Origin of the sequence: Nereida sp. NH-UV-3, from assembly GCF_042939535.1 — a bacterium.
Lineage (GTDB): Bacteria > Pseudomonadota > Alphaproteobacteria > Rhodobacterales > Rhodobacteraceae > Nereida > Nereida ignava.
This window is the reverse complement of sequence record NZ_CP132157.1, coordinates 76,234-101,284: the sequence shown is the minus strand read 5'-3', so window position 1 is coordinate 101,284 and position 25,051 is coordinate 76,234. Positions and strand designations below refer to the sequence as shown.

General features: G+C 54.6%; 23 protein-coding genes. 9 read left to right on the top strand and 14 right to left on the bottom strand.

Translation table 11 applies throughout. From position 1 onward, the window contains the following. Positions 1–80: 80 nt before the first annotated feature. From NeNHUV3_RS00485 to NeNHUV3_RS00460, 6 genes are all read right to left on the bottom strand, one after another. On the bottom strand, positions 81–701 hold the full coding sequence (locus NeNHUV3_RS00485; RefSeq protein ID WP_391481788.1) for a holin family protein: 621 nt from the start codon (positions 699–701) through the stop codon (positions 81–83). Then, positions 692–1,303 (bottom strand): holin-associated N-acetylmuramidase, encoded by a 612-nt coding sequence (locus NeNHUV3_RS00480; protein WP_391481787.1) that lies wholly within the window; start codon positions 1,301–1,303, stop codon positions 692–694. The genes NeNHUV3_RS00485 and NeNHUV3_RS00480 overlap by 10 nt, the downstream gene beginning before the upstream one ends. A 143-nt stretch (positions 1,304–1,446) precedes the next feature. Beyond that, entirely contained in the window at positions 1,447–1,890 is a 444-nt protein-coding gene (gene ccmE / locus NeNHUV3_RS00475; RefSeq protein ID WP_391481785.1) for a cytochrome c maturation protein CcmE, read from the bottom strand. An 18-nt stretch (positions 1,891–1,908) separates the two neighbouring features. Beyond that, entirely contained in the window at positions 1,909–2,937 is a 1,029-nt protein-coding gene (argC, locus tag NeNHUV3_RS00470) for an N-acetyl-gamma-glutamyl-phosphate reductase (protein WP_391481784.1), read from the bottom strand. Positions 2,938–3,015: 78 nt separating this feature from the next. Further along, the gene (locus NeNHUV3_RS00465; protein WP_048599073.1) at positions 3,016–3,828 is read right to left on the bottom strand and encodes a glutamate racemase; all 813 of its coding nucleotides are present in this window, start codon (positions 3,826–3,828) and stop codon (positions 3,016–3,018) included. 53 nt (positions 3,829–3,881) lie between these two features. Beyond that, entirely contained in the window at positions 3,882–4,817 is a 936-nt protein-coding gene (locus NeNHUV3_RS00460) for a lysophospholipid acyltransferase family protein (protein ID WP_391481782.1), read from the bottom strand. Between the two features lie 234 nt (positions 4,818–5,051). On the opposite strand from NeNHUV3_RS00460, the gene NeNHUV3_RS00455 reads away from it, so the two are divergent. From NeNHUV3_RS00455 to grxD, 5 genes are all read left to right on the top strand, one after another. Next, positions 5,052–5,957 (top strand): LysR family transcriptional regulator, encoded by a 906-nt coding sequence (locus NeNHUV3_RS00455; RefSeq protein ID WP_341246579.1) that lies wholly within the window; start codon positions 5,052–5,054, stop codon positions 5,955–5,957. A 391-nt stretch (positions 5,958–6,348) separates the two neighbouring features. Then, positions 6,349–7,803 (top strand): Hint domain-containing protein, encoded by a 1,455-nt coding sequence (locus NeNHUV3_RS00450; RefSeq protein WP_391481780.1) that lies wholly within the window; start codon positions 6,349–6,351, stop codon positions 7,801–7,803. Between the two features lie 92 nt (positions 7,804–7,895). Next, complete coding sequence (gene purL, locus NeNHUV3_RS00445) at positions 7,896–10,055, top strand: phosphoribosylformylglycinamidine synthase subunit PurL (protein ID WP_391481779.1); 2,160 nt, start codon at positions 7,896–7,898, stop codon at positions 10,053–10,055. A gap of 95 nt (positions 10,056–10,150) precedes the next feature. Beyond that, complete coding sequence (locus tag NeNHUV3_RS00440) at positions 10,151–10,387, top strand: BolA/IbaG family iron-sulfur metabolism protein (protein ID WP_341246582.1); 237 nt, start codon at positions 10,151–10,153, stop codon at positions 10,385–10,387. Positions 10,388–10,433: 46 nt separating this feature from the next. After that, positions 10,434–10,796, top strand: coding sequence for a Grx4 family monothiol glutaredoxin (gene grxD, locus NeNHUV3_RS00435; RefSeq protein WP_391481777.1), 363 nt, complete (start codon positions 10,434–10,436; stop codon positions 10,794–10,796). 103 nt (positions 10,797–10,899) lie between these two features. Here grxD and NeNHUV3_RS00430 read toward each other — a convergent pair whose 3' ends face one another. Both NeNHUV3_RS00430 and NeNHUV3_RS00425 read right to left on the bottom strand, forming a co-directional pair. Further along, on the bottom strand, positions 10,900–11,295 hold the full coding sequence (locus tag NeNHUV3_RS00430; protein ID WP_391481775.1) for a cell division protein ZapA: 396 nt from the start codon (positions 11,293–11,295) through the stop codon (positions 10,900–10,902). Next, positions 11,295–11,831 (bottom strand): hypothetical protein, encoded by a 537-nt coding sequence (locus NeNHUV3_RS00425; protein ID WP_391481772.1) that lies wholly within the window; start codon positions 11,829–11,831, stop codon positions 11,295–11,297. Before NeNHUV3_RS00425 ends, NeNHUV3_RS00430 begins: the two co-directional genes overlap by 1 nt. Positions 11,832–12,007: 176 nt before the next feature. Here NeNHUV3_RS00425 and tkt point away from each other — a divergent pair, with 176 nt between their 5' ends. From tkt to gap (NeNHUV3_RS00405), 4 genes are all read left to right on the top strand, one after another. Beyond that, positions 12,008–14,047, top strand: coding sequence for a transketolase (gene tkt, locus NeNHUV3_RS00420; protein ID WP_391481771.1), 2,040 nt, complete (start codon positions 12,008–12,010; stop codon positions 14,045–14,047). Between the two features lie 311 nt (positions 14,048–14,358). Then, positions 14,359–15,363 (top strand): type I glyceraldehyde-3-phosphate dehydrogenase, encoded by a 1,005-nt coding sequence (gene gap / locus NeNHUV3_RS00415; RefSeq protein ID WP_048599082.1) that lies wholly within the window; start codon positions 14,359–14,361, stop codon positions 15,361–15,363. An 83-nt stretch (positions 15,364–15,446) separates the two neighbouring features. Continuing rightward, positions 15,447–15,590, top strand: a complete 144-nt coding sequence (locus NeNHUV3_RS00410) for a hypothetical protein (protein WP_391481769.1) — start codon at positions 15,447–15,449, stop codon at positions 15,588–15,590. A 103-nt stretch (positions 15,591–15,693) separates the two neighbouring features. Continuing rightward, positions 15,694–16,698, top strand: coding sequence for a type I glyceraldehyde-3-phosphate dehydrogenase (gap, locus tag NeNHUV3_RS00405; RefSeq protein ID WP_391481768.1), 1,005 nt, complete (start codon positions 15,694–15,696; stop codon positions 16,696–16,698). Positions 16,699–16,773: 75 nt separating this feature from the next. Here gap (NeNHUV3_RS00405) and coaD read toward each other — a convergent pair whose 3' ends face one another. From coaD to NeNHUV3_RS00375, 6 genes are all read right to left on the bottom strand, one after another. Beyond that, positions 16,774–17,265 (bottom strand): pantetheine-phosphate adenylyltransferase, encoded by a 492-nt coding sequence (coaD, locus tag NeNHUV3_RS00400; protein ID WP_391481766.1) that lies wholly within the window; start codon positions 17,263–17,265, stop codon positions 16,774–16,776. 97 nt (positions 17,266–17,362) lie between these two features. Continuing rightward, positions 17,363–20,221, bottom strand: coding sequence for an excinuclease ABC subunit UvrA (uvrA, locus tag NeNHUV3_RS00395; protein ID WP_391481765.1), 2,859 nt, complete (start codon positions 20,219–20,221; stop codon positions 17,363–17,365). Positions 20,222–20,301: 80 nt separating this feature from the next. After that, a complete protein-coding gene (locus NeNHUV3_RS00390; RefSeq protein ID WP_391481763.1) occupies positions 20,302–21,465 on the bottom strand; it encodes an MFS transporter in 1,164 nt (387 codons plus the stop codon). Between the two features lie 71 nt (positions 21,466–21,536). After that, positions 21,537–22,931: a dihydrolipoyl dehydrogenase gene (gene lpdA, locus NeNHUV3_RS00385; protein ID WP_391481761.1), complete on the bottom strand. Its 1,395-nt coding sequence runs from the start codon at positions 22,929–22,931 to the stop codon at positions 21,537–21,539. 111 nt (positions 22,932–23,042) lie between these two features. Beyond that, on the bottom strand, positions 23,043–23,615 hold the full coding sequence (locus NeNHUV3_RS00380) for a DUF924 family protein (protein WP_341246589.1): 573 nt from the start codon (positions 23,613–23,615) through the stop codon (positions 23,043–23,045). 106 nt (positions 23,616–23,721) lie between these two features. After that, positions 23,722–25,002, bottom strand: a complete 1,281-nt coding sequence (locus tag NeNHUV3_RS00375) for an MFS transporter (protein ID WP_391481758.1) — start codon at positions 25,000–25,002, stop codon at positions 23,722–23,724. Positions 25,003–25,051: the final 49 nt, after the last annotated feature.

Genomic DNA, 25,051 nt, shown 5'->3' with positions numbered 1-25,051 from the left:
TTGGTATAGTCTGCCGCAGCCCCCTCGCCAATGGGCTGCGACAACACGGCCGCGTCAGACGGCTGATTTACGTAAGAAATTCACGGATCATTGCGTTTACCGCGCTGTCTGGCCCAATCGCGCAGGGCCGCGTTATCCTCAAAGCTGTCAGGGCCAAATCGTATGGGCGTCCCTGCCCCAATCCCGCTGACCGCAACAGAAACAGGGGCATCTTCGTTCGCCGCAGAATTTTGCCGTGCGACATCATTCAGTGCGGTCAAGTTCTCAATAACATGCGGTACCTGCGCGGTGGTAGCTTGGATAGAGCGTTGAAACTCCTGACTTTTCACCTGATGACGGGCGCCAAAATAGAAACTGACGATGGCACCCAACAGCCACCAAAGCGGTTCAGGCACAAGGGCGATGCCCTGCATTCTGCTGGCAAACCACACCGGATCAACCATCGCCGCCACAAACAGCCCCAGCGTACCAAGCGCCAATGCGGGGCGTGGCAAGCGGTTCAGCCCATCCATCACACGGTCAAACCTGCCCCTTCGCGGCACGCTGAATTCGGCTGCATATTGATCAAGGGCGTCGGCTTGGCGTTGCGCCGCGCGGGTTGCGCCCGCTTCGCGGTTTTCCCAAAACACCTCGGCAGTCTCACGGACAACATTTCTGCCGCCTCCGAATATCGCCTCAAACACCCGTTCAATCAGCCCCATGACGCCACCCGCGCACGATGTTCAGCGTCCGTTAAGTGATATTTTGAGGCGATGAATTCCTCTGCGCGCACGATCCAGCCGCCTTTGCCGCCATCCTGACGACGGGCATATTTGCGCGAACGCTTTCGCCGATCACCCAACGCGTAGTAATAGTTGCGCCGCTCAATACCATAGGCGTCGCCGATATGATCCGGCGCGTTTTGGGTCGCTTGACGCACGGCAGCAATCGTCTGCGGACCAATCTGACCGTCGACGCCAATGCGAAACCCCAGACGGCGGACAAGGCGCTGCAAAATCTTTACGGAATTCGCACCTGCATTGACGTTCATGTCGAAAACAGACGCCTGCAACACCTGCGGTAACTGTGCAATTTTTGAGCGGTGAAAGTAGTGATCAATGAAAATCTGTGTTGCGCGGTCACGGCTGAGTTTGCGCACATCAGAAACATCCACATCGCCGTCACCGTCTAAATCCAGCCCCAGACGCCGCATCGTGTGGATCGTCACCCCGTATTTGGTAGCACCGCCCGGATCATCGGTATCGTTCACAAAGCCGCCCTCGCGGGCCACAATATCGGACGCTATCTCATGTATTGATTGCATTAACCTGCCTCACATTAACCATCGTTCACGTTTCGTAACGGATAATCAAAATGAGGGACGGCGGTTAACAAGACAGAAAGGCTGCGGTCGCAACGTTCCCTTAAGGCTTCAACTTTGCACCACAAGCCTTTGAATTAATGTGATTATGTTTCCGGCTCAACATAGACGCCCTGCTCTTTCAGCGCGTCAATCACTTCGGCCGGCATGTAGGTTTCGTCGTGACGGGCCAAAATTTCAGTCGCTACAAATTGACCTTTCACATAGCTTCCAGTGCCGACCATGCCTTCGCCTTCACCAAAAAGATCGGGCAGAATACCAGTATAAACGACGGGCACAGTTGCCCCGCCATCTGTCACGCTGAACGAGATTGCAGCCCCCTCACCACGCTTCAACGACCCCTCTGACACCAGCCCACCAATGCGAAACACTTCGTTTGAGGGGGGTGGTGCGGCAATCACCTCGGATGGTGCGCGAAAGAATTGAAACGCATCTTGGCTCGCGTACCAGATCAAGCCGAACGAAACCGCAAGCGCACCCGCGGCGAGTGCAATAATCTGGATACGGCGTTGCTTTTTCAGGCTTTTCATTGCGCTACCTAAGGAAAATCACGGAAAGACAGGGGCCATCGTAAGACCCGCTGTCTCTGGTAAATCTAACATTAGGTTGGCGTTCTGCAATGCTTGGCCGCTGCTACCTTTTGTCAAGTTATCGAGAGCGGCAATCACAATCGCGCGCCCTTCTTTACGGTCTGCAACCACCCCAAGGTGGCAATAGTTAGAGCCACGCACATGGCGAACAGACGGGTGTTTGCCAAGGGGCAACACTTCAATAAACGGCTCGTCTACATATTGTGAAACAAACGTCTCATGGATCGCGGCGGCATCACCACTGACGTAGCAAGTCGCCAGAATACCACGGTTGAACGGCGCGAGGTGTGGAGTGAACTGCACCTCAACCTTGCGGCCTGAAACCGCTGAAAACTCCTGATCGAACTCAGCCAAGTGGCGGTGCACACCGCCAACTCCATACGCATGAACGCCTTCGGACAGCTCTGCGTGCAGCAAGTTTTCCTTCAACGCACGGCCCGCGCCGGACACGCCCACTTTCATATCTATGATGATATCGTCCAACCCAATCACGCCCGCTGCAATCAATGGACGCAGCGCAAATTGACCCGTTGCCGCATTACAGCCCGTGCCCGCAACCAAGCGGGCTTTCGCAATATCATCGCGGTAAAATTCGGTTAGGCCGTAAACCGCGATCTTTTGCAGATCAGGCGCGTCGTGTGGCAGACCGTACCATTTTGTATACTCAGCCTCATCACGCAGACGGAAATCTGCCGATAAATCAACGACTTTCACAGCATCAGGCAGCGCACGGATCACAGCCTGTGACGTCGCATGAGGCAGCGCGCAAAAGACCAGATCAACGTTTTCAAACGACAACTCATCAATTTTAACAAGCTGCGGCAGATCCATCTGGCGCAGATGAGGAAAGACATCGCCCATTTGCTGACCGGCTTTACGTTCGGCCGACAGACCAACGATATTGATGTCAGGGTGACCTGCAATCAAGCGCACCAATTCCGCACCCGTATACCCAGATGCCCCGAGGATCACGACGTTCTTGCCCATGATGCGCCTTTCTAAATTACCTTGGCGCCCTTTAAGCGCAAAGCAGCCAGCGTTTCAATCACAACTGCCAAATCCGCTCTAGAGCGCCTCAAAGGTGATGCCGCGCTTCATAAATTGGGTTGCGCGGTTTGATACAGTTGCGGGGTCGCCCGTGGTCAAAAAGCTGCGCGCCTTTGCATCACCAATCATATCAGGGCGTCGCTCAAGATAATCAGCAAGGCTATCAGCCACCACGCGCGGTTGGCTGAACACTTTGACATTGCCGCCCAAAGCCTTGGCAAAGATATCTTCTAACAGGGGATAATGCGTACACCCCAGAATAGCTGCATCAGGGCTTGGCATTTTGCGTTGAAGTGCGTCCACGTGACTGCGCACCAAAGCTTCGGCCAGGATCAAATCACCGTCTTCAATCGCGTCCACTACGCCGCCACAGGCCTGCGCCTCAACATCAACGCCGATCGCACGAAATGCCAACTCGCGCTGAAACGCGCGACTTCTAACTGTTGCGGGGGTGGCGAAAAGCGCCACGTGTTTCACATCAACTTCGCGCGGCGGCGAGTTATCGCCCCAGCCCCGTTCGGTCATCGCCTCAATTAAGGGGACAAACACACCAAGCACACGTTTGCCCTGTGGCACGCCCTCTTCCTGCATCCGACGTAGCGCCGCAGCCGATGCAGTGTTGCACGCAAGGATCACAAGATTGCAGCCCCGTGACCACAACTCATAAACGGCCTCGCGCGTTAAACGGTAAACATCATCTGCATCGCGCACCCCGTACGGCGCGTGTTTGTTGTCACCGAGATAGATAAACGGCACATCGGGCAAGCGCTCTTCCAAGGCCTGCAGCACGGTCAATCCGCCTAATCCACTATCAAATACACCTACTGCCATGCGCACCCTCCACGCGGCCAAATCCATCCACACACGACTTGCATCGTATGGGATCAGTATACACGCCGTTCAATTAATTGCTCTGCTGTTTTATGATTATTTTCAAACTCATACCCCAAAGTCTCACCAACTGATGGATCCCCAAGGGCGTATGTCTGCGCCCGGAGATATCCCATCATCGCGCGGGGGTCTTTTGCGCGGGCATCCAGCTCGCTCTGGGGCAATGGCGCACCGATACGCACGCCAACGGCACTATCAACGCGGCGGCGAAACTCATTGATCAAAAGAGCCATTCTGAGATTTGGATGGAGGTGACTGGCAACCTGAAAGAGCCGGCTGTTGGTCCCTTCAAAGTAAATCGGCAGGACAGTGGCACCAGATTTTGCCACCATTTTAGCCGTAAAGCTGCGCCATGCAGGATCAAGCGGGCGACCAAAAGGCCGTGCTGACGTGCTCACGGTACCACCCGGGAAAACGCCAACCGCACCGCCCTGCGCTAAATACTCAAGGCTGTGCTTTCGCGTCTCAAGGTTGATGCGCATAGCTTCTTTGGTTTGATCAAAACTGATCGGCAGCACAATGCGCTGGATGTCTTCGGCCTTGTGAAACACCGAGTTCGCCAAAATCCGGAAATCCCCGCGCCGCACGCGCGACAGAATGTAGCCCATCATCATCCCGTCCAGAATACCGAACGGATGGTTTGCAACCACGATCAACGGGCCTGATTGTGGAATGGCATCTAAGCTGCCCTCGCGCACATCAAGCTTTACCCCGTAGCGTCGCGCAAGGATTTCCCAAAAATCCCCTCCCGCTGCCACGTCTGCGTCATACCCGCGGGCGCGATGGATCAAGCCCAATCGGCCCGTAAAATTTTCAGTGGCACGAACCAAAAACTTACCGCCGCGAGACGCCGCAGAGTGGGCATAAGTGATTTCACGAGCGACTTCATGATCGCGAGACAGCCGGCGTGGGAGGCGTGAAGATACCATGATCTGATCCGTTCAAGAGTACGTTTAGCAACGCACACGGGAATTGGTTACTGCGCGCAGCATTTTACATCAAGCCGCTCAATTCTTGATCATGCCGTAGCGTAATCACCCATATTTCCGATTATTGAGACACCCAAACCAAGCTTACGTTGCATGTAGGCCGCTAAGTCCCTATTTTAACACCAAATACCGCTCTGTGCAGAGTGGCAAAACACCTACGGCGCGGGGCCTGCGATGGACTGGGATAAATTACGTATTTTTCATGCGGTCGCTGATGCGGGCAGCCTGACACACGCGGGAGACACACTTCACCTGTCTCAGTCTGCTGTAAGCCGCCAAGTTCGCGCGCTTGAGGAATCACTCAATACGACGCTGTTTCACAGACATGCTCGTGGTCTCATTTTGACAGAACAAGGCGAGCTGCTTTTCGATGCGACACAGGCCATGAACAAGCGTCTTGATGCGGCATCCGCCCGTATTCGTGACAGCGAAGAAGAAGTGTTCGGCGACCTGCGCGTCACCACCACTTTGGGGTTCGGAAGTTTGTGGCTGGCCCCTCGCCTGCCCGCCCTTTACGAGGATTTTCCTGACCTCAAGATTGACCTGATGTTGGAAGAACGCGTGCTTGACCTTCCTATGCGTGAGGCGGATGTCGCGATCCGGATGAAAGAGCCATCGCAAGCGGACCTGATCCGCAAAAAGCTGATGACTGTGCGCATGGTTTTATTCGCCAGCAAAAGCTATGTTGAGCAACACGGCGCGCCGCAAGACCTGAAATCCCTCGGGGATCATAGGTTAATTTGTCAGTCACCTGATTCCATCCAAGTAGGCGCGGGACAACGGCTTGCAGCCGAATTAATGACCCAAGACATCACTAGCTTGCTGACAGTGAACAACTACTTTGGTGTGCTGCAGGGCGTTTTGAACAACCTTGGGATTGGGGTACTGCCAGATTACGTCCAAGTAGACACGCCCGATTTGGTGCGCGTTTTGCCAGACGTCCAATCAACGGAAGTCCCTGTGTATTTAGCTTTTCCTGAAGAATTACGCCATTCCAAACGTATCGCCGCATTCCGCGATTTTGTTCAAAAACAGATCGCCCTTGATCGCCAAAAGGCTGCAGCACCGGTCATGCGCTAAGAGTAGTACTTTTCAGACGCCTCAATGACCCGTCAGCTATGCAAAAAACGCATAGCAGCATTGCGCAAATTTTAACCACTTAACTCTTGCGGCAATGGGAAACAGTCCCTAATTGGGCGGCATAGTTAAGCGATTGTTTAACTACCTCCCTGTTGGACTTCGCCGGGCCCCCGCAATTTGCGAGCCCGGCTTTTTTTTGCCTCTCGCCTGCGTGAACAAGGCATCTGGGCGAATGCTAGCGGCGCCTACACACCAGCGCACGGGCATATGGTTAGTTTAGTATTACCTTGGCACTAATTATTACTTCAATTTTAATTGGTAACCCCCCGTTTACCCGCACGCTTTAGCCACGCTAGCTGACCTACCCCACGAATGAGTTAATCGCGCGCCTATGAGTAGTTACATTGCCACAATCACCGGCACCAACGGATCAGACAATGTTATCGTATCTGGAAACGGTAATACCTCCATTTCAGGCGGCGACGGTGACGACTGGATTGAGGGTGGTGGCGGAGATGACAGCATTTCCGGTGGTCGTGGTAACGACGCTCTGGGTGGCAATGCTGGTAACGACAACATTCGCGGTGACGACGGCGATGATGATCTGTGGGGGGATTTCGGAAACGATACCCTAAGCGGCGGGCTGGGCAACGATAGCGTTCACGGCGGCGAAGGGAATGATCACATATTCGGTGGCGATGGTGCCGACACACTCGATGGCGGTGCAGGCCACGACACTATTTCTGCCGGCCAAGGTAATGATGACATCTGGGGGTCAGCCGGTGACGATTCGATCTCCGGTGATGATGGCGATGACGAAATATCTGCAGGGCATGGCAACGACACCGTGTCAGGCGGCGGCCAGAATGACATCATTTATGGTGGCGACGGCAACGACAGCATTGATGGTGGCAGCGGCCGCGACACGATCCGAGGCGAAGACGGTCATGATACACTTTTTGGCGGCAGCGATCACGACTACATCACCGGTGGGCGCGGTGATGACACGCTTTATGGCGGTGACGGCGATGATATTCTGCTCGGCGGGCGCGGCAACGACACAATTTATGGGGGCGCCCAACAAGATACGATCGAAGGCGGACCGGGCGATGATCGCATGGTTGCCGGCAACCTATCCACACATGATGTTTTCATCATTCGCGACGGGCACGGCAGTGACCAGATTGATGACTTCGATTATACCGAACCCGATATCATCGCCTTTGATATGGCAGAAATGTCGTCGTTTTCAGATGTACAAAGCCGGCTGAGCCAATGGGGAACGGACGCGGTCATCACGTATGACAACGCCGACTGCCTCGTCCTTGTTAATGTTGATGCCAGCACCCTAAGCAGTGCCAATTTCCGTTTCTCTGCCGCCCCGCTTTGTCTTGCGGCAGATACGTTAATCCGTACCCCCGATGGTCCGCATCCCGTTCAAACACTCACCAAAGGGCAGCTGATCGCGACCCACGATGCTGGCCCGCAACCGCTGCTGCGGCTCACCTCGGAAAGGCTACATTTTCACAGCCCCGATGATCCCGCAAAACCCATCCTCATCCGCGCAAATACATTCGGCAACGTACCCAGCACAGACCTTATCACATCACCGCAACACCGTATTGTCATCGATGGTGCACTGGTGCCCGCGACCAAACTGACTAACCGCAAAGGCATCAGGGCGATGCGCGGACGGCAAACGGCGCTCTATTGCAACTTACTGTTTGAGCGGCATCACATCATCTTTGCGAATGATCTGCCTGTTGAAAGCCTGCTCCGCGAAAGCCCAGATCACACGCCCCTCACGCCTGTTCTGCCGCTCTTGCACCATGATCCCGCCTGCTGAAACACAAACCAGAACCACAGGCGTGGCCCCTTCCCCTTTTCTCAAAGCTGCTCTAAGAGATACCCAACGCCACATAGGGGACTTTTTGCGCCATGACCGAACCCGCACTCACGCCTGATCTGATCGCTGCACACGGGCTTTCCCCCGACGAATACGACAGCATTCTTGAGATCATCGGCCGTGCTCCAACGTTCACTGAACTGGGTATTTTTTCGGCTATGTGGAACGAGCACTGCTCGTATAAATCCTCCAAAAAATGGCTTCGTACACTGCCCACCACTGGCCCCCAAGTGATCTGCGGTCCCGGTGAGAACGCAGGTGTTGTCGACATTGGCGACGGTCAAGCCGTTGTTTTCAAAATGGAATCTCACAACCACCCCAGCTACATTGAACCCTATCAAGGGGCTGCTACTGGCGTGGGTGGTATTTTGCGCGACGTCTTCACAATGGGTGCCCGTCCTATTGCTGCGATGAACTCACTCTCATTTGGTGAGCCAAGCCACCCTAGAACACCGCAGCTGGTCAACGGTGTCGTTGCGGGCGTCGGCGGCTATGGCAACTGTTTTGGCGTTCCGACTGTTGGCGGCGAAGTCCGCTTTCACGCAGCCTACAATGGCAATTGTTTGGTAAATGCATTTGCCGCAGGCCTCGCAGATGCAGACAAAATCTTTTACTCAGCCGCTTCGGGCCTTGGCATGCCTGTGGTCTATTTGGGCGCGAAAACAGGCCGTGACGGTGTAGGTGGCGCAACAATGGCCTCTGCCGAGTTTGACGAAAATATCGAAGAAAAACGCCCGACCGTTCAGGTTGGAGACCCGTTCACCGAAAAACGTTTGATGGAAGCGACGCTTGAATTGATGGCCACGGGCGCTGTGATCTCGATCCAGGATATGGGCGCTGCGGGGCTGACCTGCTCAGCCGTGGAAATGGGCGACAAAGGTGGCCTTGGCATCAAGCTGAACCTTGAAGACGTGCCTGTCCGCGAAGAGCATATGACCGCCTACGAAATGATGCTCTCCGAGAGCCAAGAGCGCATGTTGATGGTGCTCAAACCCGAGCTTGAGGCCGAGGCAAAAGCCGTCTTTGATAAATGGGACCTCGATTTTGCGATCGTCGGTGAAACCATCGCCGAAGACCGTTTCTTGATCATGCTCAACGGCGAGATTAAAGCCGATCTTCCGCTCTCGAAACTGGCATCAACGGCACCTGAATATGACCGCCCTTGGGAACCGACACCAGCGGCCGCTCCTCTTGAAGATGTTCCGCAAATCGATCCGATCGACGGTCTGCGCGCGCTGATCTCGACGCCAAACTACGGCGCAAAATCATGGGTATACGAGCAATATGACAGCATGGTTATGGGCGACACAGTGCGCATCCCCGGCGCGGGTGCTGGCATCGTGCGGGTACATGGCACAGACAAAATGTTGGCCTTCACATCTGACGTGACCCCCCGCTATGTCCGCGCAAACCCTGTTGAGGGTGGCAAACAAGCTGTTGCAGAAGCATACCGCAACCTCACAGCCGTGGGCGCGACGCCGCTGGCTACGACTGACAACATGAACTTCGGCAACCCCGAGAAACCCAGCATCATGGGCCAATTCGTAGGCGCGATTCAGGGTATCTCTGCGGCTGTTGAGGCGCTGGATATGCCAATCGTTTCCGGCAACGTCAGCCTTTACAATGAAACCGACGGTGCTGCTATTTTGCCAACACCAACAATTGGCGCAGTTGGCTTAATCCGTGACGAAGCAGCGCTGATTGCCCGCGACGTGCGCGAAGGCCACGTGTTGCTGCAGGTAGGCGAAGCCGAGGGTCATTTGGGCCAATCCGCCCTACTTGCTGAGGTCTTCAACCGTGAGGACGGTGATGCGCCAGCAGTTGATCTGGCCGCTGAAAAAGCCAACGGTGACTTCATTCGCGCCAACGCCGAATGGATCGATGCCTGCACAGACATTGCAGACGGTGGCCTCGCACTCGCCGCATTTGAAATGGCCGAAACCGCCGGTGTTGGTGTGCTTCTCGACAGTGCGGACACTCCGACCCTGTTTGGTGAAGATCAGGCCCGCTATTTGATTGCGACCTCATTCGACAAAGCCGAAGCATTGATGATTGCAGCGGGTCAAGCGGGCGTCACCATCACCTCGGTGGGCCGCTTTACGGGCGACACAGTCAAAATGGGCGGATCAGAAGCCCCTCTTGCGGAACTGTCACAGGTCTTCCGTACCAGCTTCGCGGCTTCCGTGGCCTAAACCGCCCCATACACAGATACGGTCCTGCGGCGCGATGACTTGCATAGAGCCGCAGGCCTGCCTATCTCTTGTCCCAAGCGAAAAGGACCACCACCATGCCCATCACAGCGACTGACATCGAAAGCCTGATCCGCGCCGAATTTCCCGAAGCGACAATTACCGTCCAAGGGGATGACGGCCAGCATTTCGCCGCCGAGGTCGTGGATGCCAGTTTCAAAGGCAAAAACCGCGTCCAACAACAGCGCGCCGTTTACGCAGCCCTGAAAGGCAAGATGGACGGCAGCCACGGTGAACTGCACGCGCTGGCGCTGACCACTCGGGCACCTGAATAACATTAAGATCACCGCCTAAAGCATTACTTCCGAAAGGTAATTTACGATGAGCGACGCAAAGACACGCATTTCCGAAACCAACGCGGCCAATGATGTTGTGCTCTACATGAAAGGCACCAAAGAGATGCCCCAATGTGGGTTTTCATCGCGGGTTGCAGGTGTGTTGAACTTCATGGGCGTTGAGTACGCTGATGTGAATGTGCTGGCTGATGAAGACATTCGCCAAGGCATCAAAGACTTCAGCGACTGGCCGACAATTCCCCAGCTTTACGTCAAAGGTGAGTTCGTCGGTGGCTGCGATATCATCACCGAAATGACCCTATCGGGTGAGCTGGATACGCTTTTCGCAGAAAACGCTGTGACGTTTGACAAAGAAAAAGCAGATCAAATTCGCGAAGCAAACGCGTAAGTATTTGATTTTGCCACGCTCCGAACGCTGGCAATGAAACAATAAAGCCCGCCGCGAACATCCCTCGCGGCGGGCTTTGTTTATAGTTGCGGGTGAAGCAGACCTAACCTGCCGCACGTTCCTCGGCTTTCTGGGCAAGGCTTTCAGCACGGGCCGCAAGCTCTTGCAAAGTGTCTGTGATGGACGGCGGCACGACCGCCACTTCAATCCGATCGGGCTCAGGCGCCGGACGGCCCTTCAGCTCAGCTAATTCTGCTTCCAACTCCGCGATTTTGGCATCTTGGGTTTTGGTCTTATCCTCAAGGGCCGCGGTTTTGTCCGCCAACATAAGGCCAGCCATCAAAAGCATCCGCGCCTCGGGCAGCCGTCCGATCTGTTCGATCAATACGTTCGCCTCAACGTCGAGCATGCCCGCCGCCGCCAACAGATAGCTTTCCTCGCCGACCTGGCATGCCACTTCGAACGTGCGGCCACCAACGGTGATATCAACTGTAGCCATTATACGGTCTCCTCAATGATCGGGCGCAGGTTGGTCAAAATCATATCCAATTCAGAACGGTCTGCAGCACGCGCCGCGCGCAAAGCCGTTAACTCGGCCTCGGCGGATTGGTTAATCAGTTCTGCATCCGCCAGCCTCTGCTCATTGGCGGCCCGCAATGCGGTGTTGTTGTCACGCAACTGCTGGTTCGCCGCTTGCAACGCTTGCACATCCGCGCTGAGCCGCGCCACATCTGCGGTCATGTCAGGATGGCTCACCTGAGGTACATGTTCGGCTTGGGCCGCCTCAAGTTGTGCAACGTGTGCAGACAGCTCCGCATTTTGTGCGTGCGCGGCATCTACCGCAGATTGAAGTGCAACTACCTGCGCTTCTGCATCACGGGCTTGTACAATCGCATTATCAAGCGCCGCTTGATCAATGGCCGCCTCGGTTGCAGGCTCAGCTTGAGGTTGCGTTGGCGTACCACTTTCAATCGCGCGATCAATACGCTCAAGGGCCGCTTTTAGGCGTCGGTCAAGATCTTCGATGTCGCTCATCTGCTCGCATCCTTGTTTTTCTTATCGCCTCAATATCTTTGCTAAGATCAACGAAATTGCAAGCAATTCGCCAGTTTTTGCGCCCAAAGCGGGCCTGCGCGCTTGATATTCACCCATCTGCGGCCTATCGGGAACGGGAATGCCACTATCAACGCCACTTCAAAGGAATTCACCCAGTGCCTGATACAAGCTTTGAGCCCGTCGACATTGCAACGCTCGCCAGCGCGAACCCTGACCACTGGAAGAAAGCCGCCGCGATCCGCGCGCTTGCTTTGGACGGTGTTGCAGCAGCGAATTCCGGTCACACAGGCATGCCCATTGGCATGGCGGACGTGGCAACTGTGCTTTTTGAAAAGCACCTGAAGTTTGACGCAAAAAACCCTGATTGGCCCGATCGTGACCGCTTCATTCTGTCGGCAGGCCACGGTTCCATGCTGGTCTATGCGCTGTTGCACCTGACGGGCTACGAGGACATGACCCTTGATCAGGTAAAAAACTTCCGCCAGTGGGGCGCGATCACCGCAGGTCACCCTGAATTCGGCCACGCCAAAGGCGTTGAAACAACCACCGGCCCGCTTGGTCAAGGTATCGCAAACTCTGTCGGTTTTGCCATGGCGGAAGAAAGCCTGCGTGCACATTACGGTAAGAAAGTTGTGGACCACCACACCTATGTTATCGCCGGTGACGGGTGCTTGATGGAAGGTATCAGCCAAGAGGCTATCGCCCTTGCTGGCCGTCAAGAGCTAAGCAAATTGATCGTGTTTTGGGACAACAACAACATCACTATCGATGGCACCGTTGAGCTGTCAGACCGCACAGATCAAGTGATGCGCTTCAAATCTGCAGGCTGGCACGTCCAAGATATCGACGGCCATGACGCAGCTGCCATTGATGCGGCTATTGTTGCTGCCAAGAAATCTGGCAAACCATCTATGATTGCCTGCAAAACCCACATCGCATTGGGCCACGCTGCACAAGACACATCCAAAGGACACGGCGCGCTTACGGACGCCGCTGCAATGGCAGAAGCCAAAGCACGTTATGGCTGGACCACAGGTCCGTTCGAAGTGCCCGCAGATATCAAAGCCGCATGGGAAGCCATCGGCAGCCGCGGCAACGCAGACTTCACCGCGTGGCAAGCGCGTTTCGCAACCCTGTCAGGCGGCAAGCAAGCCGAGTTCAATCGCGCTTTTGCCGGTGACGCCCCAAAGAAACTATCGGCCACGATCAAGGCGCTGAAAAAGAGCATCAGCGAAACAGCCCCAAGTGTCGCGACACGTAAATCCTCCGAGATGGTGCTGGCTGCGGTCAACCCGATCTGCAGCGAGACAATCGGCGGCTCAGCTGATTTGACTGGCTCAAACAACACAAAGACTGCCGATCTGGGCGTTTTTGATACGGACAACCGCAAAGGCCGCTACGTGTATTACGGTATCCGCGAGCACGGCATGGCCGCTGCAATGAACGGCATGGCGCTACACGGTGGCATCCGCCCCTACGGCGGGACGTTCATGTGCTTCACCGATTATGCACGCCCTTCTATGCGTTTGTCTGCGTTGATGGGAATTCCGGTGACATACGTCATGACCCACGACAGCATCGGTCTTGGTGAAGACGGTCCAACACACCAACCGGTTGAGCATCTTGCCATGTTGCGCGCCACGCCCAACATGCACGTGTTCCGCCCATGCGACACAGTTGAAACCGCCGAGGCGTGGGAACTTGCGCTGAGCAGCAAAAAGACACCAGCAACCTTGTCGTTGACCCGTCAGAACCTGCCAACCCTACGCACCGAGCACAAAACCAAGAACCTTACATCCCAGGGCGCGTATGTTTTGGCTGATGCAGAGGGCAAACGCCAAGTGATCTTGATGGCAACGGGTTCAGAAGTTGAGATCGCAATGGCAGCACGGGATATTTTGCAAGCTGAAGGCATCGGCACACGCGTTGTTTCCATGCCCTGCTGGGAGCTTTTCGCAGCCCAAGAGGAAAGCTACCGCAAGCGCGTGCTGCCCGGTGGTCCCGTGCGCGTTGCCGTTGAGGCAGGCGTACAATTCGGTTGGGATCAATGGCTGAGCGGTGAGCGCGGCAAAGCAGCAAAAGCTGGCTTTGTCGGTATGGAAGGCTTCGGCGCGTCGGCACCTGCAGAAGTGCTTTACGAAAAGTTCGGCATCACAGCACAGGCCGTGGCCGACAAAGCAAAATCACTTCTTTGATCACACGACGATAAGCGCGGCACGTCTCGCACTTTCGATGACACAACACACTACGGCGGCCTCACCATGGGGTCGCCGTTTGTGATTCTATCGAACAGCACAAATCGCATACAAATGCATACAAAATCTACCGCCGCCGTACGTAACTTCACACACGACCGCATCCGTTAGCGCAAACCGTTAGCGCGAACAGACACCACCAAGCCACCTTTATCGCTAACATGTTGATGCAAAACGCCTTTTGTCTTGGCCCCTGCCCCCAGACCCCCTAAGCCCATGGTAAGACGAGCCACTAACCAAAGGATCGGGTCATGACAGTTAAAGTAGGCATTAACGGGTTTGGACGTATCGGACGGTGCACCTTGGCGGCCATTCACGAGATGGGCCGTAACGATGTGCAGGTCGTAAAGATCAACGCCACTGGCCCGATTGAGACAAACGCCCACTTGCTGCGTTATGACAGCGTTCACGGACGCTACAACGGCACGATTACCACTGACGCTAATTCTATTGATCTGGGCCGCGGTCCGATTGACGTTCAAAGCACCTATAACCCGGAAGAGCTGGACTGGAGCGGCGTTGACGTCTTGATGGAATGCACAGGCAAATTCAACGACGGCCATAAATCCGCGATCCACCTTGAGCGCGGCGCCAAGAAAGTGCTGCTGTCCGCCCCTGGCACAAATGTAGATCGCACCATCGTATACGGTGTGAACCACCGCGATCTAAAAGCGGACGAGCGGATGATTTCAAACGGGTCATGCACCACCAACTGCCTGGCTCCGTTGGCCAAAGTGCTGAATGACACTGTTGGGATTGAGCGCGGCATGATGACGACCATTCACAGCTACACAGGCGATCAACCAACTCTAGACCGCCGCCACAAAGACCTTTACCGCGCGCGCGCAGCGGCCATGGCAATGATCCCGACATCCACAGGTGCCGCCAAAGCATTGGGCGAAGTACTGCCCGAGCTTGCGGGTAAATTGGATGGCACAGCGATGCGCGTTCCCACGCCAAACGTATCAGCGGTTGATCTGACGTTTGAAGCGGGCCGCGACGTTACCGAGCAAGAGATCAACGACATCATGGCCGACGCTGCAGCCGGACAAATGAGCGCCGTTCTGGCTTATGATGCTGAGCAAAAAGTCTCGATCGACTTTAACCACACCCCTCACTCATGCATCTTTGCGCCTGACCAAACCAAAGTTGTGGGTGGCCGCACTGTGCGCGTTCTGGCATGGTATGACAACGAATGGGCGTTCTCTGTGCGTATGGCCGATGTGGCAGGCATGATGGGACGTCTGGTTCACTAACCAGCGCCTCGGTTCTTTCCGCTTATTTACAGCATGCCGGAGCGCCTGAATATTTAGGGCGGCCGGCACGTGGCAGACGACAAATGACCAACAGGCTGGCGATACTTCTTGGTGCTGTGATCATTGGCGCCATCACGTGGGATGTGTTGCGTAACGATAGTGCCGCGACCGTGTTTATGGCGCAAAAAGGTATCGAGCTTATCGAATACCTCGCTTTTTGGCGCTAATCTTTGCTTACAATTGATCACAAACGGGGTTCAGCCTTGACCTTTGGTCTCAACTCGTTTTGTTAGCGGTAACAGATATTCGAACAGTAAGGGAATGGGTTCCATGACAATCAAAGTAGCCATCAACGGATTTGGTCGCATCGGTCGCAATGTATTGCGTGCCATCGTCGAGTCTGGCCGCACTGACATCGAAGTTGTTGCCATCAATGACCTCGGCCCTGTTGCGACAAACGCGCATTTGCTGCGTTTTGACAGTGTTCACGGCCGCTTCCCTGCGACCGTCACAACAACCGACACCAGCATTGACGTAGGCTGCGGCCCCATCGCAGTAACGGCAATGCGTAACCCCGCTGATTTGCCATGGGCACACGTCGATGTTGTCATGGAATGCACAGGCATCTTCACCTCAAAAGAAGCGTGCCAAGCGCACCTTGAAAACGGCTCAAGCCGCGTTTTGATCTCGGCCCCCGGTAAAGATGCAGACAAAACAATTGTTTATGGCGTAAACGACGGTGAATTGACCGCAGATGACATCATTGTGTCAAACGCGTCCTGCACTACGAACTGCCTGTCCCCCGTTGCAAAAGTGCTGAACGACAACTTCGGAATCGTCAAAGGCATGATGACAACCGTGCACAGCTACACCGGTGATCAGCCAACGCTTGATACGATGCACTCGGACCTTTACCGCGCGCGGGCAGCGGCGATGTCCATGATCCCTACTTCAACAGGTGCGGCCAAAGCAGTTGGCCTTGTATTGCCAGAGCTTGCAGGCAAACTGGACGGTGTTGCAATCCGCGTCCCCACACCAAACGTATCGGTTGTGGATCTGACATTTGAAGCGGCCCGCGATGTGACAGCTGAAGAAGTGAACGATGCGATCCGCGCAGCTGCGGCCTCGGGCCCGCTTAAGGGTATTTTGGGCGTAACTGATGATCCGCTTGTCAGCATGGACTTCAACCACGACCCACATTCATCAATTTTCGCAACCGATCAAACCAAAGTCATGGACGGCAACATGGTCCGTATTCTGACATGGTATGACAACGAATGGGGCTTCTCGAACCGCATGAGCGACACGGCAGTTGCTATGGGCAAGTTTCTCTAAGACTACTGCACCAGATCAATGCAAAAGGCGCGTGTTCAACTTTGGATGCGCGCTTTTTCTTTGCTAAAACGCGGTCTAGGCCAGTTTTTTGGACAGAGCCTCTGCGACAGTTGGTGTGACGAATTTGTTCACGTCCCCACCAAGACGCGCGATCTCTTTGACAAGCTTGCTTGCGATCGCTTGGTGCTGTGCCTCGGCCATCAGAAATACTGTCTCAATACTGTCATCAAGCTGTCGGTTCATCCCAACCATTTGATATTCGTACTCAAAATCGGCAACAGCGCGTAGCCCGCGAATGATGACACCTGCTCCAACATCGTGGGCACAATCAATCAAAAGGTTATCAAAAGGATGAGCAATAATCTCAACGCCCGCGGCTTGCGCCAAGGGTGAGGTTTCGGCCTCGACCATCGCGACACGTTCCTCAAGACTAAACATCGGTCCTTTATCACGGTTGATCGCAACCCCAATAACCAACCGGTCCACAAGGGCCGCCGCGCGCCGGATGATGTCCATATGGCCCAATGTGATGGGATCAAAAGTGCCGGGGTAAAGTCCGATGCGCATGGGGGCCGCCTTGTCGTCAATTGTGCCTCAAACTGCACCAAGCCACACCATAACCGCAAGCGGTTTATGGAGCAGCCTCGTTTGGATACCTTAGGGGTTAGCTTGGTGCGGAACGCGGTTGCAACATGGGCTTCAAATAGCGACCCGTGTGCGAGGCGTCGACTTCCGCCACATCCTCGGGCGTGCCGGTGGCAACAACCGTGCCGCCACCGTCCCCACCCTCGGGGCCAATGTCGATGATCCAATCCGCCGTCTTTACGACATCAAGGTTATGTTCAATCACAACGACAGTGTTCCCCGCCTCTACCAACTCGTGAAGCACCTCGAGCAGCTTGCGCACGTCTTCAAAGTGAAGGCCCGTTGTCGGCTCATCAAGAATATAGAGCGTGCGGCCCGTAGAGCGTTTTGCCAGCTCTTTGGACAGCTTGACGCGCTGCGCTTCGCCCCCCGACAGGGTCGTCGCTTGTTGCCCGACTTTGATGTAGCCCAGGCCAACCCGCATAAGTGCGTCCATCTTCTCACGAATTGATGGCACCGCCTTAAAGAACGTCTGCGCATCTTCGACTGTCATGTTCAAAACATCCGCAATCGACTGACCCTTAAACTTAATCTCAAGAGTTTCGCGGTTATAGCGGGCCCCACGGCACGTCTCACATTCCACGTAAACGTCAGGTAAAAAATGCATTTCGATTTTGATGACACCGTCACCTTGGCACGCCTCACAGCGTCCCCCCTTCACGTTGAAGCTGAAGCGCCCTGGTTTATAGCCACGCGCCTTGGCCTCGGGAAGTCCAGCAAACCAGTCACGGATTGGCGTGAAAGCACCTGTATAGGTGGCAGGGTTACTGCGCGGGGTGCGCCCGATCGCCCGTTGATCGATGTCGATCACCTTATCTAGGTGTTCGAGGCCACGAATGGTTTCACAAGGTGCCGGCGTTTGTCGCGCACCGTTTAGCTGCATGGAGGCCGTCTTGAAGAGCGTCTCAATCGTCAGCGTAGATTTACCGCCCCCCGACACACCCGTAACGCAGACAAATTTACCAAGCGGGAAATCAACCGTCACATCTTTCAGGTTGTTGCCCGTCGCCTTGCGAACGGTAATTTTCTTTTTGTTACCCCTACGCCGGTCCGTGCTGTAAGGAATTTCGCGCACACCCGTAAGGTACTGACCTGTCACGGAGTTTTTGTTCTTCGCAATCTGCGCTGGCGTGCCTTTAGCAACAACTTGGCCGCCGTGGACACCGGCCCCAGGCCCAATGTCAAAGACATAGTCCGCTTCGCGGATAGCTTCTTCGTCGTGCTCAACAACGATCACTGTATTGCCCTGATCACGAAGATTTTTCAGGGTCGTCAAAAGCCGGTCGTTGTCCCGTTGATGAAGCCCGATAGAAGGCTCATCCAGCACGTAAAGAACACCTGTCAGGCCCGACCCAATCTGACTGGCCAAACGGATCCGCTGGCTTTCCCCGCCGGAAAGCGTACCCGCGTTGCGCGACAGCGTCAGATACTCAAGGCCAACGTTATTGAGGAATCCAAGGCGCTCGCTGATCTCCTTCAGAATTGCTTTTGCAATTTCGTTCTTCTGTTTGCTCAACTCAGAAGGCACGCTTTGACACCATTCAAAAGCCTCACGGATGGACATCTGAACGACTTGCCCCACGTGAAGCCCTGCAATTTTGACTGCTAGCGCCTCTTCACGCAGGCGGTATCCACCACACGCGCCACATGGGCGATTGTTCTGGTAACGCTCAAATTCTTCGCGGACCCAAGAGCTGTCTGTCTCGCGGTAGCGACGCTCCATGTTGGGGATCACACCTTCAAACGTGCGGCTGACCTGATAGACGCGGCCGCCCTCATCATAACGAAAGCTAATTTCTTCCTCGCCAGACCCGCGCAAAAAAACCTGCTGCACCTTGGCAGATAGGTCTTTCCAGCGGGTGTTCTTGTCAAACTCGTAATGTTTGGCAATGGCCTCAATTGTTTGGAGAAAATAAGGCGATTTACCTTTGCGCCACGGCGCCAGCGCACCGTCATAAATTTTGAGCGTCGCATCAGGGACCACTAAGCGTTCGTCAAAAAAGAGCTCGTGCCCCAGACCATCACACGCAGGACACGCACCAAACGGCGCGTTGAATGAAAACAGACGCGGCTCAATCTCAGGGATCGTAAAGCCCGAAACAGGACACGCGAATTTTTCAGAAAACGTAAAACGCTCAGGCTCCTGCCCTTCGGCAACGGCGGTTTCCAGAATGGTGATGCCGTCCGCCAGATCAAGCGCGGTTCGGAAACTATCCGCAAGCCGCGTCTCAAGCCCTTCGCGGACCACAATACGATCAACAACCACGTCAATGTCATGGCGGAACTTTTTATCCAGCGTCGGAGGCTCATCAAGCTCATAAAACGTGCCGTCTACTTTGACGCGCTGAAAGCCTTGCTTGCGCAGCTCTAGAAACTCTTTGCGGTACTCCCCCTTTCGGTCGCGGATGATCGGCGCCAGAAGATAACCACGGGTGCCCTCTTCCATTGCCATAACGCGGTCGACCATGTCTTGGACTTGCTGCGCTTCAATAGGCAGTCCCGTCGCGGGTGAATACGGCGTCCCGACACGGGCGAACAACAGCCGCATGTAGTCGTAAATCTCGGTCACCGTACCAACAGTAGAGCGCGGATTCTTTGAGGTCGTTTTCTGCTCAATCGAAATGGCGGGACTTAGACCTGAGATGTGATCAACGTCAGGTTTTTCCATCATATCAAGGAATTGGCGGGCATAGGCGCTAAGGCTTTCAACGTAACGCCGCTGTCCCTCCGCATAGATCGTATCAAACGCCAAGCTGGATTTACCAGAGCCAGAGAGGCCCGTAATTACCACCAATTGGTCGCGTGGAATATCAACATCAATGTTCTTGAGATTGTGTTCACGCGCGCCGCGTACTTCGATATTTTTCAGCTCTGGCATATCGCCCCCTTAAGTCTGAAGTATTACATAGGCGGCGTGGTCAAAACGGCCAAGGGAAAAATGCGAACGAAAAGTGAACGTCAATTCTGCGGGGCAACAATCTTTGCAGTCATCCAATAGATCAGGCCCAAACCAATCGCGCAGGCCCCCATGATGACGACCCACAGGCCCGACATTCCTGCGCTTAGCATGGTAAAGGCAAACACCGGCGTGCCCAGTGTGGTGCCGATATTCCCCATCTGTGACAACGCCCCCGCGGCCCTTGATCGGTCACTTGCAGAGGGGTTCAACGACGGGATCGCAGCAAAACACGCAGCAGGCACAATGCCCAAACCGAACGCCAGCAGATAGATCATCCAACCTGCACCCGACCATACCGCCAGCCCCGCCAAGATGATCCAAACATACCCAACGGCCGCCAAAGTATACGGGGCCACGCGGCGGGCGACCCAGCCTGTGGTAAACGTGGCAACAAGGCTAATCAGCGGGATAATCTGAAACAACTCAGGGCGTTCAAGCGTGACAGGGAAAAATGTGATGATCGCCAAATATATGAACGTGTATGCTCCAAAAGCCAGCGCTGGGGCCATGACCGGCGGGCTGCTGTAAATGGCCACATGAGTGCCCCAAAACGCAATTTTACCCGGTGTTGCGGGAACAACCGGCAAGCGCCAAATCAAAACCGCACAAATTACCGCAAAACCCAGACCGTGTGCTGCAAAAACCAACCCCACACCACCGGCCTGCATCAGTGGCGGCACCACAAGTGCTACAGCAGCAAAAGATGCGCCAAAAAACATGGCCCATAAGCTCATCGCGATTGGACGATCACGGTCATTGGTCACCGCCGCCATCAGCGTTGGACCTGCGACGACGATGCCCAAATGGGTAAGCCCTTCGAGCAGTCGCAACACGATCATACCCGCAAACGGCGGCAACAACGCCTGAAGGATAGATATAATCGCGGCAATACCTGCCGACCAAATGAACACGCGCGTCGGGCCGGCACGCGCAACAACGGCACCGCTTATCACACCCAAAAAGATACCCAAAAACCCAACGAGCGAGACAAAAAACGAAACACCGGCAATGTCAGTGCCGTAGAGTTCAGCCAATGGGGCAAGCGTCAGAGAGATTTTGCCGAATTGCGCCGCTGCAAAAAGCCCTGTGACAAACACAAGCGCTACCAACGTCCAATCACTTCGTTCAGAGGGGGCGCTTGCCTGCGCAATGTTCATTTTCATGGCGGTGAAATGACAGGGGCGGCTGCAAACTGCAACCGCCCATCAGATGTTCAAAACGAAAGGGTGCGCCTTTAGAAATGCATCGCACGACCATAGGCGTCCAGCACACTTTCGTGCATCATTTCGGACAGAGTTGGATGCGGAAAGACTGTTTCCATCAGGTCTTCTTCGGTGGTCTCCAACTTGCGGCCCACCACATAGCCTTGGATCAGCTCGGTGACTTCTGCACCGATCATATGTGCGCCCAACAATTCGCCCGTTTTTGCATCAAACACGGTTTTGACCATGCCTTCTGGTTCGCCAAGTGCGATGGCTTTGCCGTTGCCCATAAACGGGAACCGTCCCACTTTGATATCATAACCAAGCTCTTTTGCCTTGGCTTCAGAATAGCCAACTGATGCGACTTGCGGGTGGCAATAGGTACATCCGGCAATTGTTTCGGGCTTAATTGCGTGAACTTTTTTGCCCGCAATCATTTCCGCGACCATAACGCCTTCATGGCTGGCCTTGTGCGCAAGCCACGGCGCACCTGCGATATCACCGATTGCAAAGACGCCCTCAACACCCGTGCGGCAGAATTCATCCGTAACGACATGGGTGCGGTCGATCTTTACGCCCAACTTCTCAAGGCCAAGGCCTTCCACATTTCCAACAATTCCGACTGCAGAAATGACCGTATCGAACTCTTCAGTTGTAACTTTCCCACCATTCTCAATATGGGCAACAACTTTTCCTTTGCCGCGATCAAGCTGTTTGACCATGGTCTTTTCGCGTATTTTCATTCCCTGCTTTTCGAATTGCTTCTTCGCAAAAGCGCTGATTTCAGCATCCTCAACAGGCAATACGCGGTCCATCACTTCGACAACAGTCGTGTCCGCGCCAAGCGTGTTATAAAAACTCGCAAATTCGATCCCGATTGCGCCAGATCCAATGACCAGCAATTTCTTTGGCATGCGCGGTGGTGTTAGCGCCGTTTTATATGTCCAAACGAGATCACCATCCCCTTCAAGACCTGGCAATTCACGCGCCCGTGCACCAGTCGCAAGGATGATGTTCTTGGCCGTCAGGTCCTGCACACCTTTGTCAGTCTTGACCGTCACCTTGCCTTTCGCGGGGACTGACGCCTCGCCCATAATGACAGTTACCTTATTTTTCTTCAGCAGGTGACCAACACCACCAGCCAATTGCCCTGCAACACCACGGCTACGCTTTACGACCGCATCAAGGTCGTAATCAATGTTACCCGCAGACAACCCAAACTCTTTGGCGCGGTGCATCAAATGGAAAACCTCGGACGAGCGAAGCATCGCTTTCGTCGGGATACACCCCCAGTTCAGGCAAATGCCGCCCAGATGCTCGCGCTCAATAACTGCGACGGACAACCCAAGCTGCGCGCCACGTATAGCGGCCACGTACCCGCCCGGGCCAGCACCAATTACGATTAAATCAAAGGACGTCGCGGCCATAATAATATCTCCGGCAAATATAGTTTAACGCTAAACTATATTTATTCGCCAGAAATCGCAACACTCTCACGAGGATTGTGAATGGGCGTTTAAGCCACTGAATTCGTGTGATTATCCCGCAATTGCGCGGACAGCCGCACCATATCCACCCTCTGCTTCAAACGCTTCTTCGTGAACGGAGTAAGCTCTATCCAGTGCTGCGTTGCGGAAGGGGAAGCGACCAAAGCGGCGGATAACATCGCGGTGCGCCCGCGCGTGCAGTAAATTATCTGCGCCAGTCTCTGGCATTCGCGTCATGATTAAGCGCACAGACCGCTCCTGATCACACAGGTTTTCGGAATGCATCAAAGGCAGGTAGAAAAACTGACGCGCTGGCTCATCTATTTTCATATCCCAGCCTTTGTTCAAAGCGGCCTTTGCAGCGGCTAAGGCCATGCGGTCACTTGCAAATGCTTGGGCAGTATCGCGAAACATATTTCTGGCAAATTGATCCGCAAGAATAATGTAGGCAAGCGCCCCACTCGGGTAGGTCAGCCACATAGACATCCCACCAGCCATCATTTCATCCCAAGCGGGTTTGAATTTCAGGCGGACTTTGGCATCAAGTGCCTCGCCCCCCGCGTACCAGCCCTTTTCGCCGATTTCATCAAGCCAAAAAGAAAGAACGGTTTCTGGTGAGGTCATGAAGCTGCTCCTATGCATGCCTGTTACCAAATCGTTACTGTAATAAAAGAACCGCACAACCCCCTTTTGCGCAATCTTTCAATTAATCCCTACTGCAGTGATGCATTTAGGCCGCAGGAGTTTCCGTTGCGGCACTTTCCGCCTCTTCCAGCTCTGCTTCGATGTAGATTTCTTGGGCAACCTCAACAGCCACCGGGCTGGCCGTAGCCAAAATGGGCGAGTACGGCGTGGCTTCGTCCACATCGAACGTTGATGCGCGTTGGGTCATTCGGAAACCTGCGTAAGCGGCAAGCCCAAGCAACAGAACCGCCACAAACAAGAAGAACCCTTCAGGTCCCACCAACCCCATCATCCACCCCGTGATCAGCGGCCCCGCAATGGCGCCAATACCGTTGATAAAGATCAAACCACCACTCGCAGCGGCCATGTCTTCATGCTCCAAAAAGTCATTCGTGTAGGCAATCAGCAACGCATAAAGCGGGTTCGACATGCCCCCAATAATGAAAGCGGACCCCAGCAAAAGGATAAACACATCGTCATAAAGAAAGCCTGCGAAACCACCCAGGCCACCCAACACAGAAACAGCAAGGATCAAAACCCGCCGGTCCATCCGGTCAGAAAGCCAGCCGATTGGGTACTGCAACAACAGCGCCCCCAGATAAATTGCCGTCACAAAAATTGAAATTTCAGCAACCGTTAGACCCCGCTCCGTGCCATAAACCGCAGCCATCCCGAACTGTGCCGAGAACACGCCCCCCATCAAGAACATGCCAACACAGCCCAACGGCGAAATACGCGTCAGTTCGCGCAAAGTCATAGGTTTGGTGGTTTCAAAAGCGGGCGTTGGACTAACCGACAGCAAAATTGGCGCAAAGCTGATGGAAACCAACACAGACGGAATGATGAACAAAACAAAGCCCGATGGATCGCCAGTCAGCAAAATACCTTGCGCGGCCACAATCCCGAACATCTGCACGATCATGTAAAGCGACAGCGCTTTGCCGCGGTGCGCGTTGTCTGCAGAATTATTAAGCCAGCTTTCCGCCGTCACGTACACGCCGGAAAAGCAAAACCCGATCACGATGCGGCCAAGCGCCCACGCAACGGGATGTGGAAAAGCCGGATAAAGGATCAAAACGGCTGAGATAAAACTTCCAAGCGCAGCAAAGACCCGAACGTGCCCCACACGGCGGATCATTTCGGGCGCCATTTTGGAGCCGCCCAGAAAGCCAACGAAATAACACGACATCACGATGGACATCTCGAACGTGCCAAAGCCCTCAAGCCCGCCCCGCACACCAAGAAGCGTCCCCTGAAGACCGTTGCCCACCATCAGCAGCATCATTCCGAGCAAAAGTGCCCACGACCCTTTAAAAACTTGTAGCATGACGCCTCTCTTTACACAGTGCTGCCGTTGAGGCCCGCCCTATCTGAGT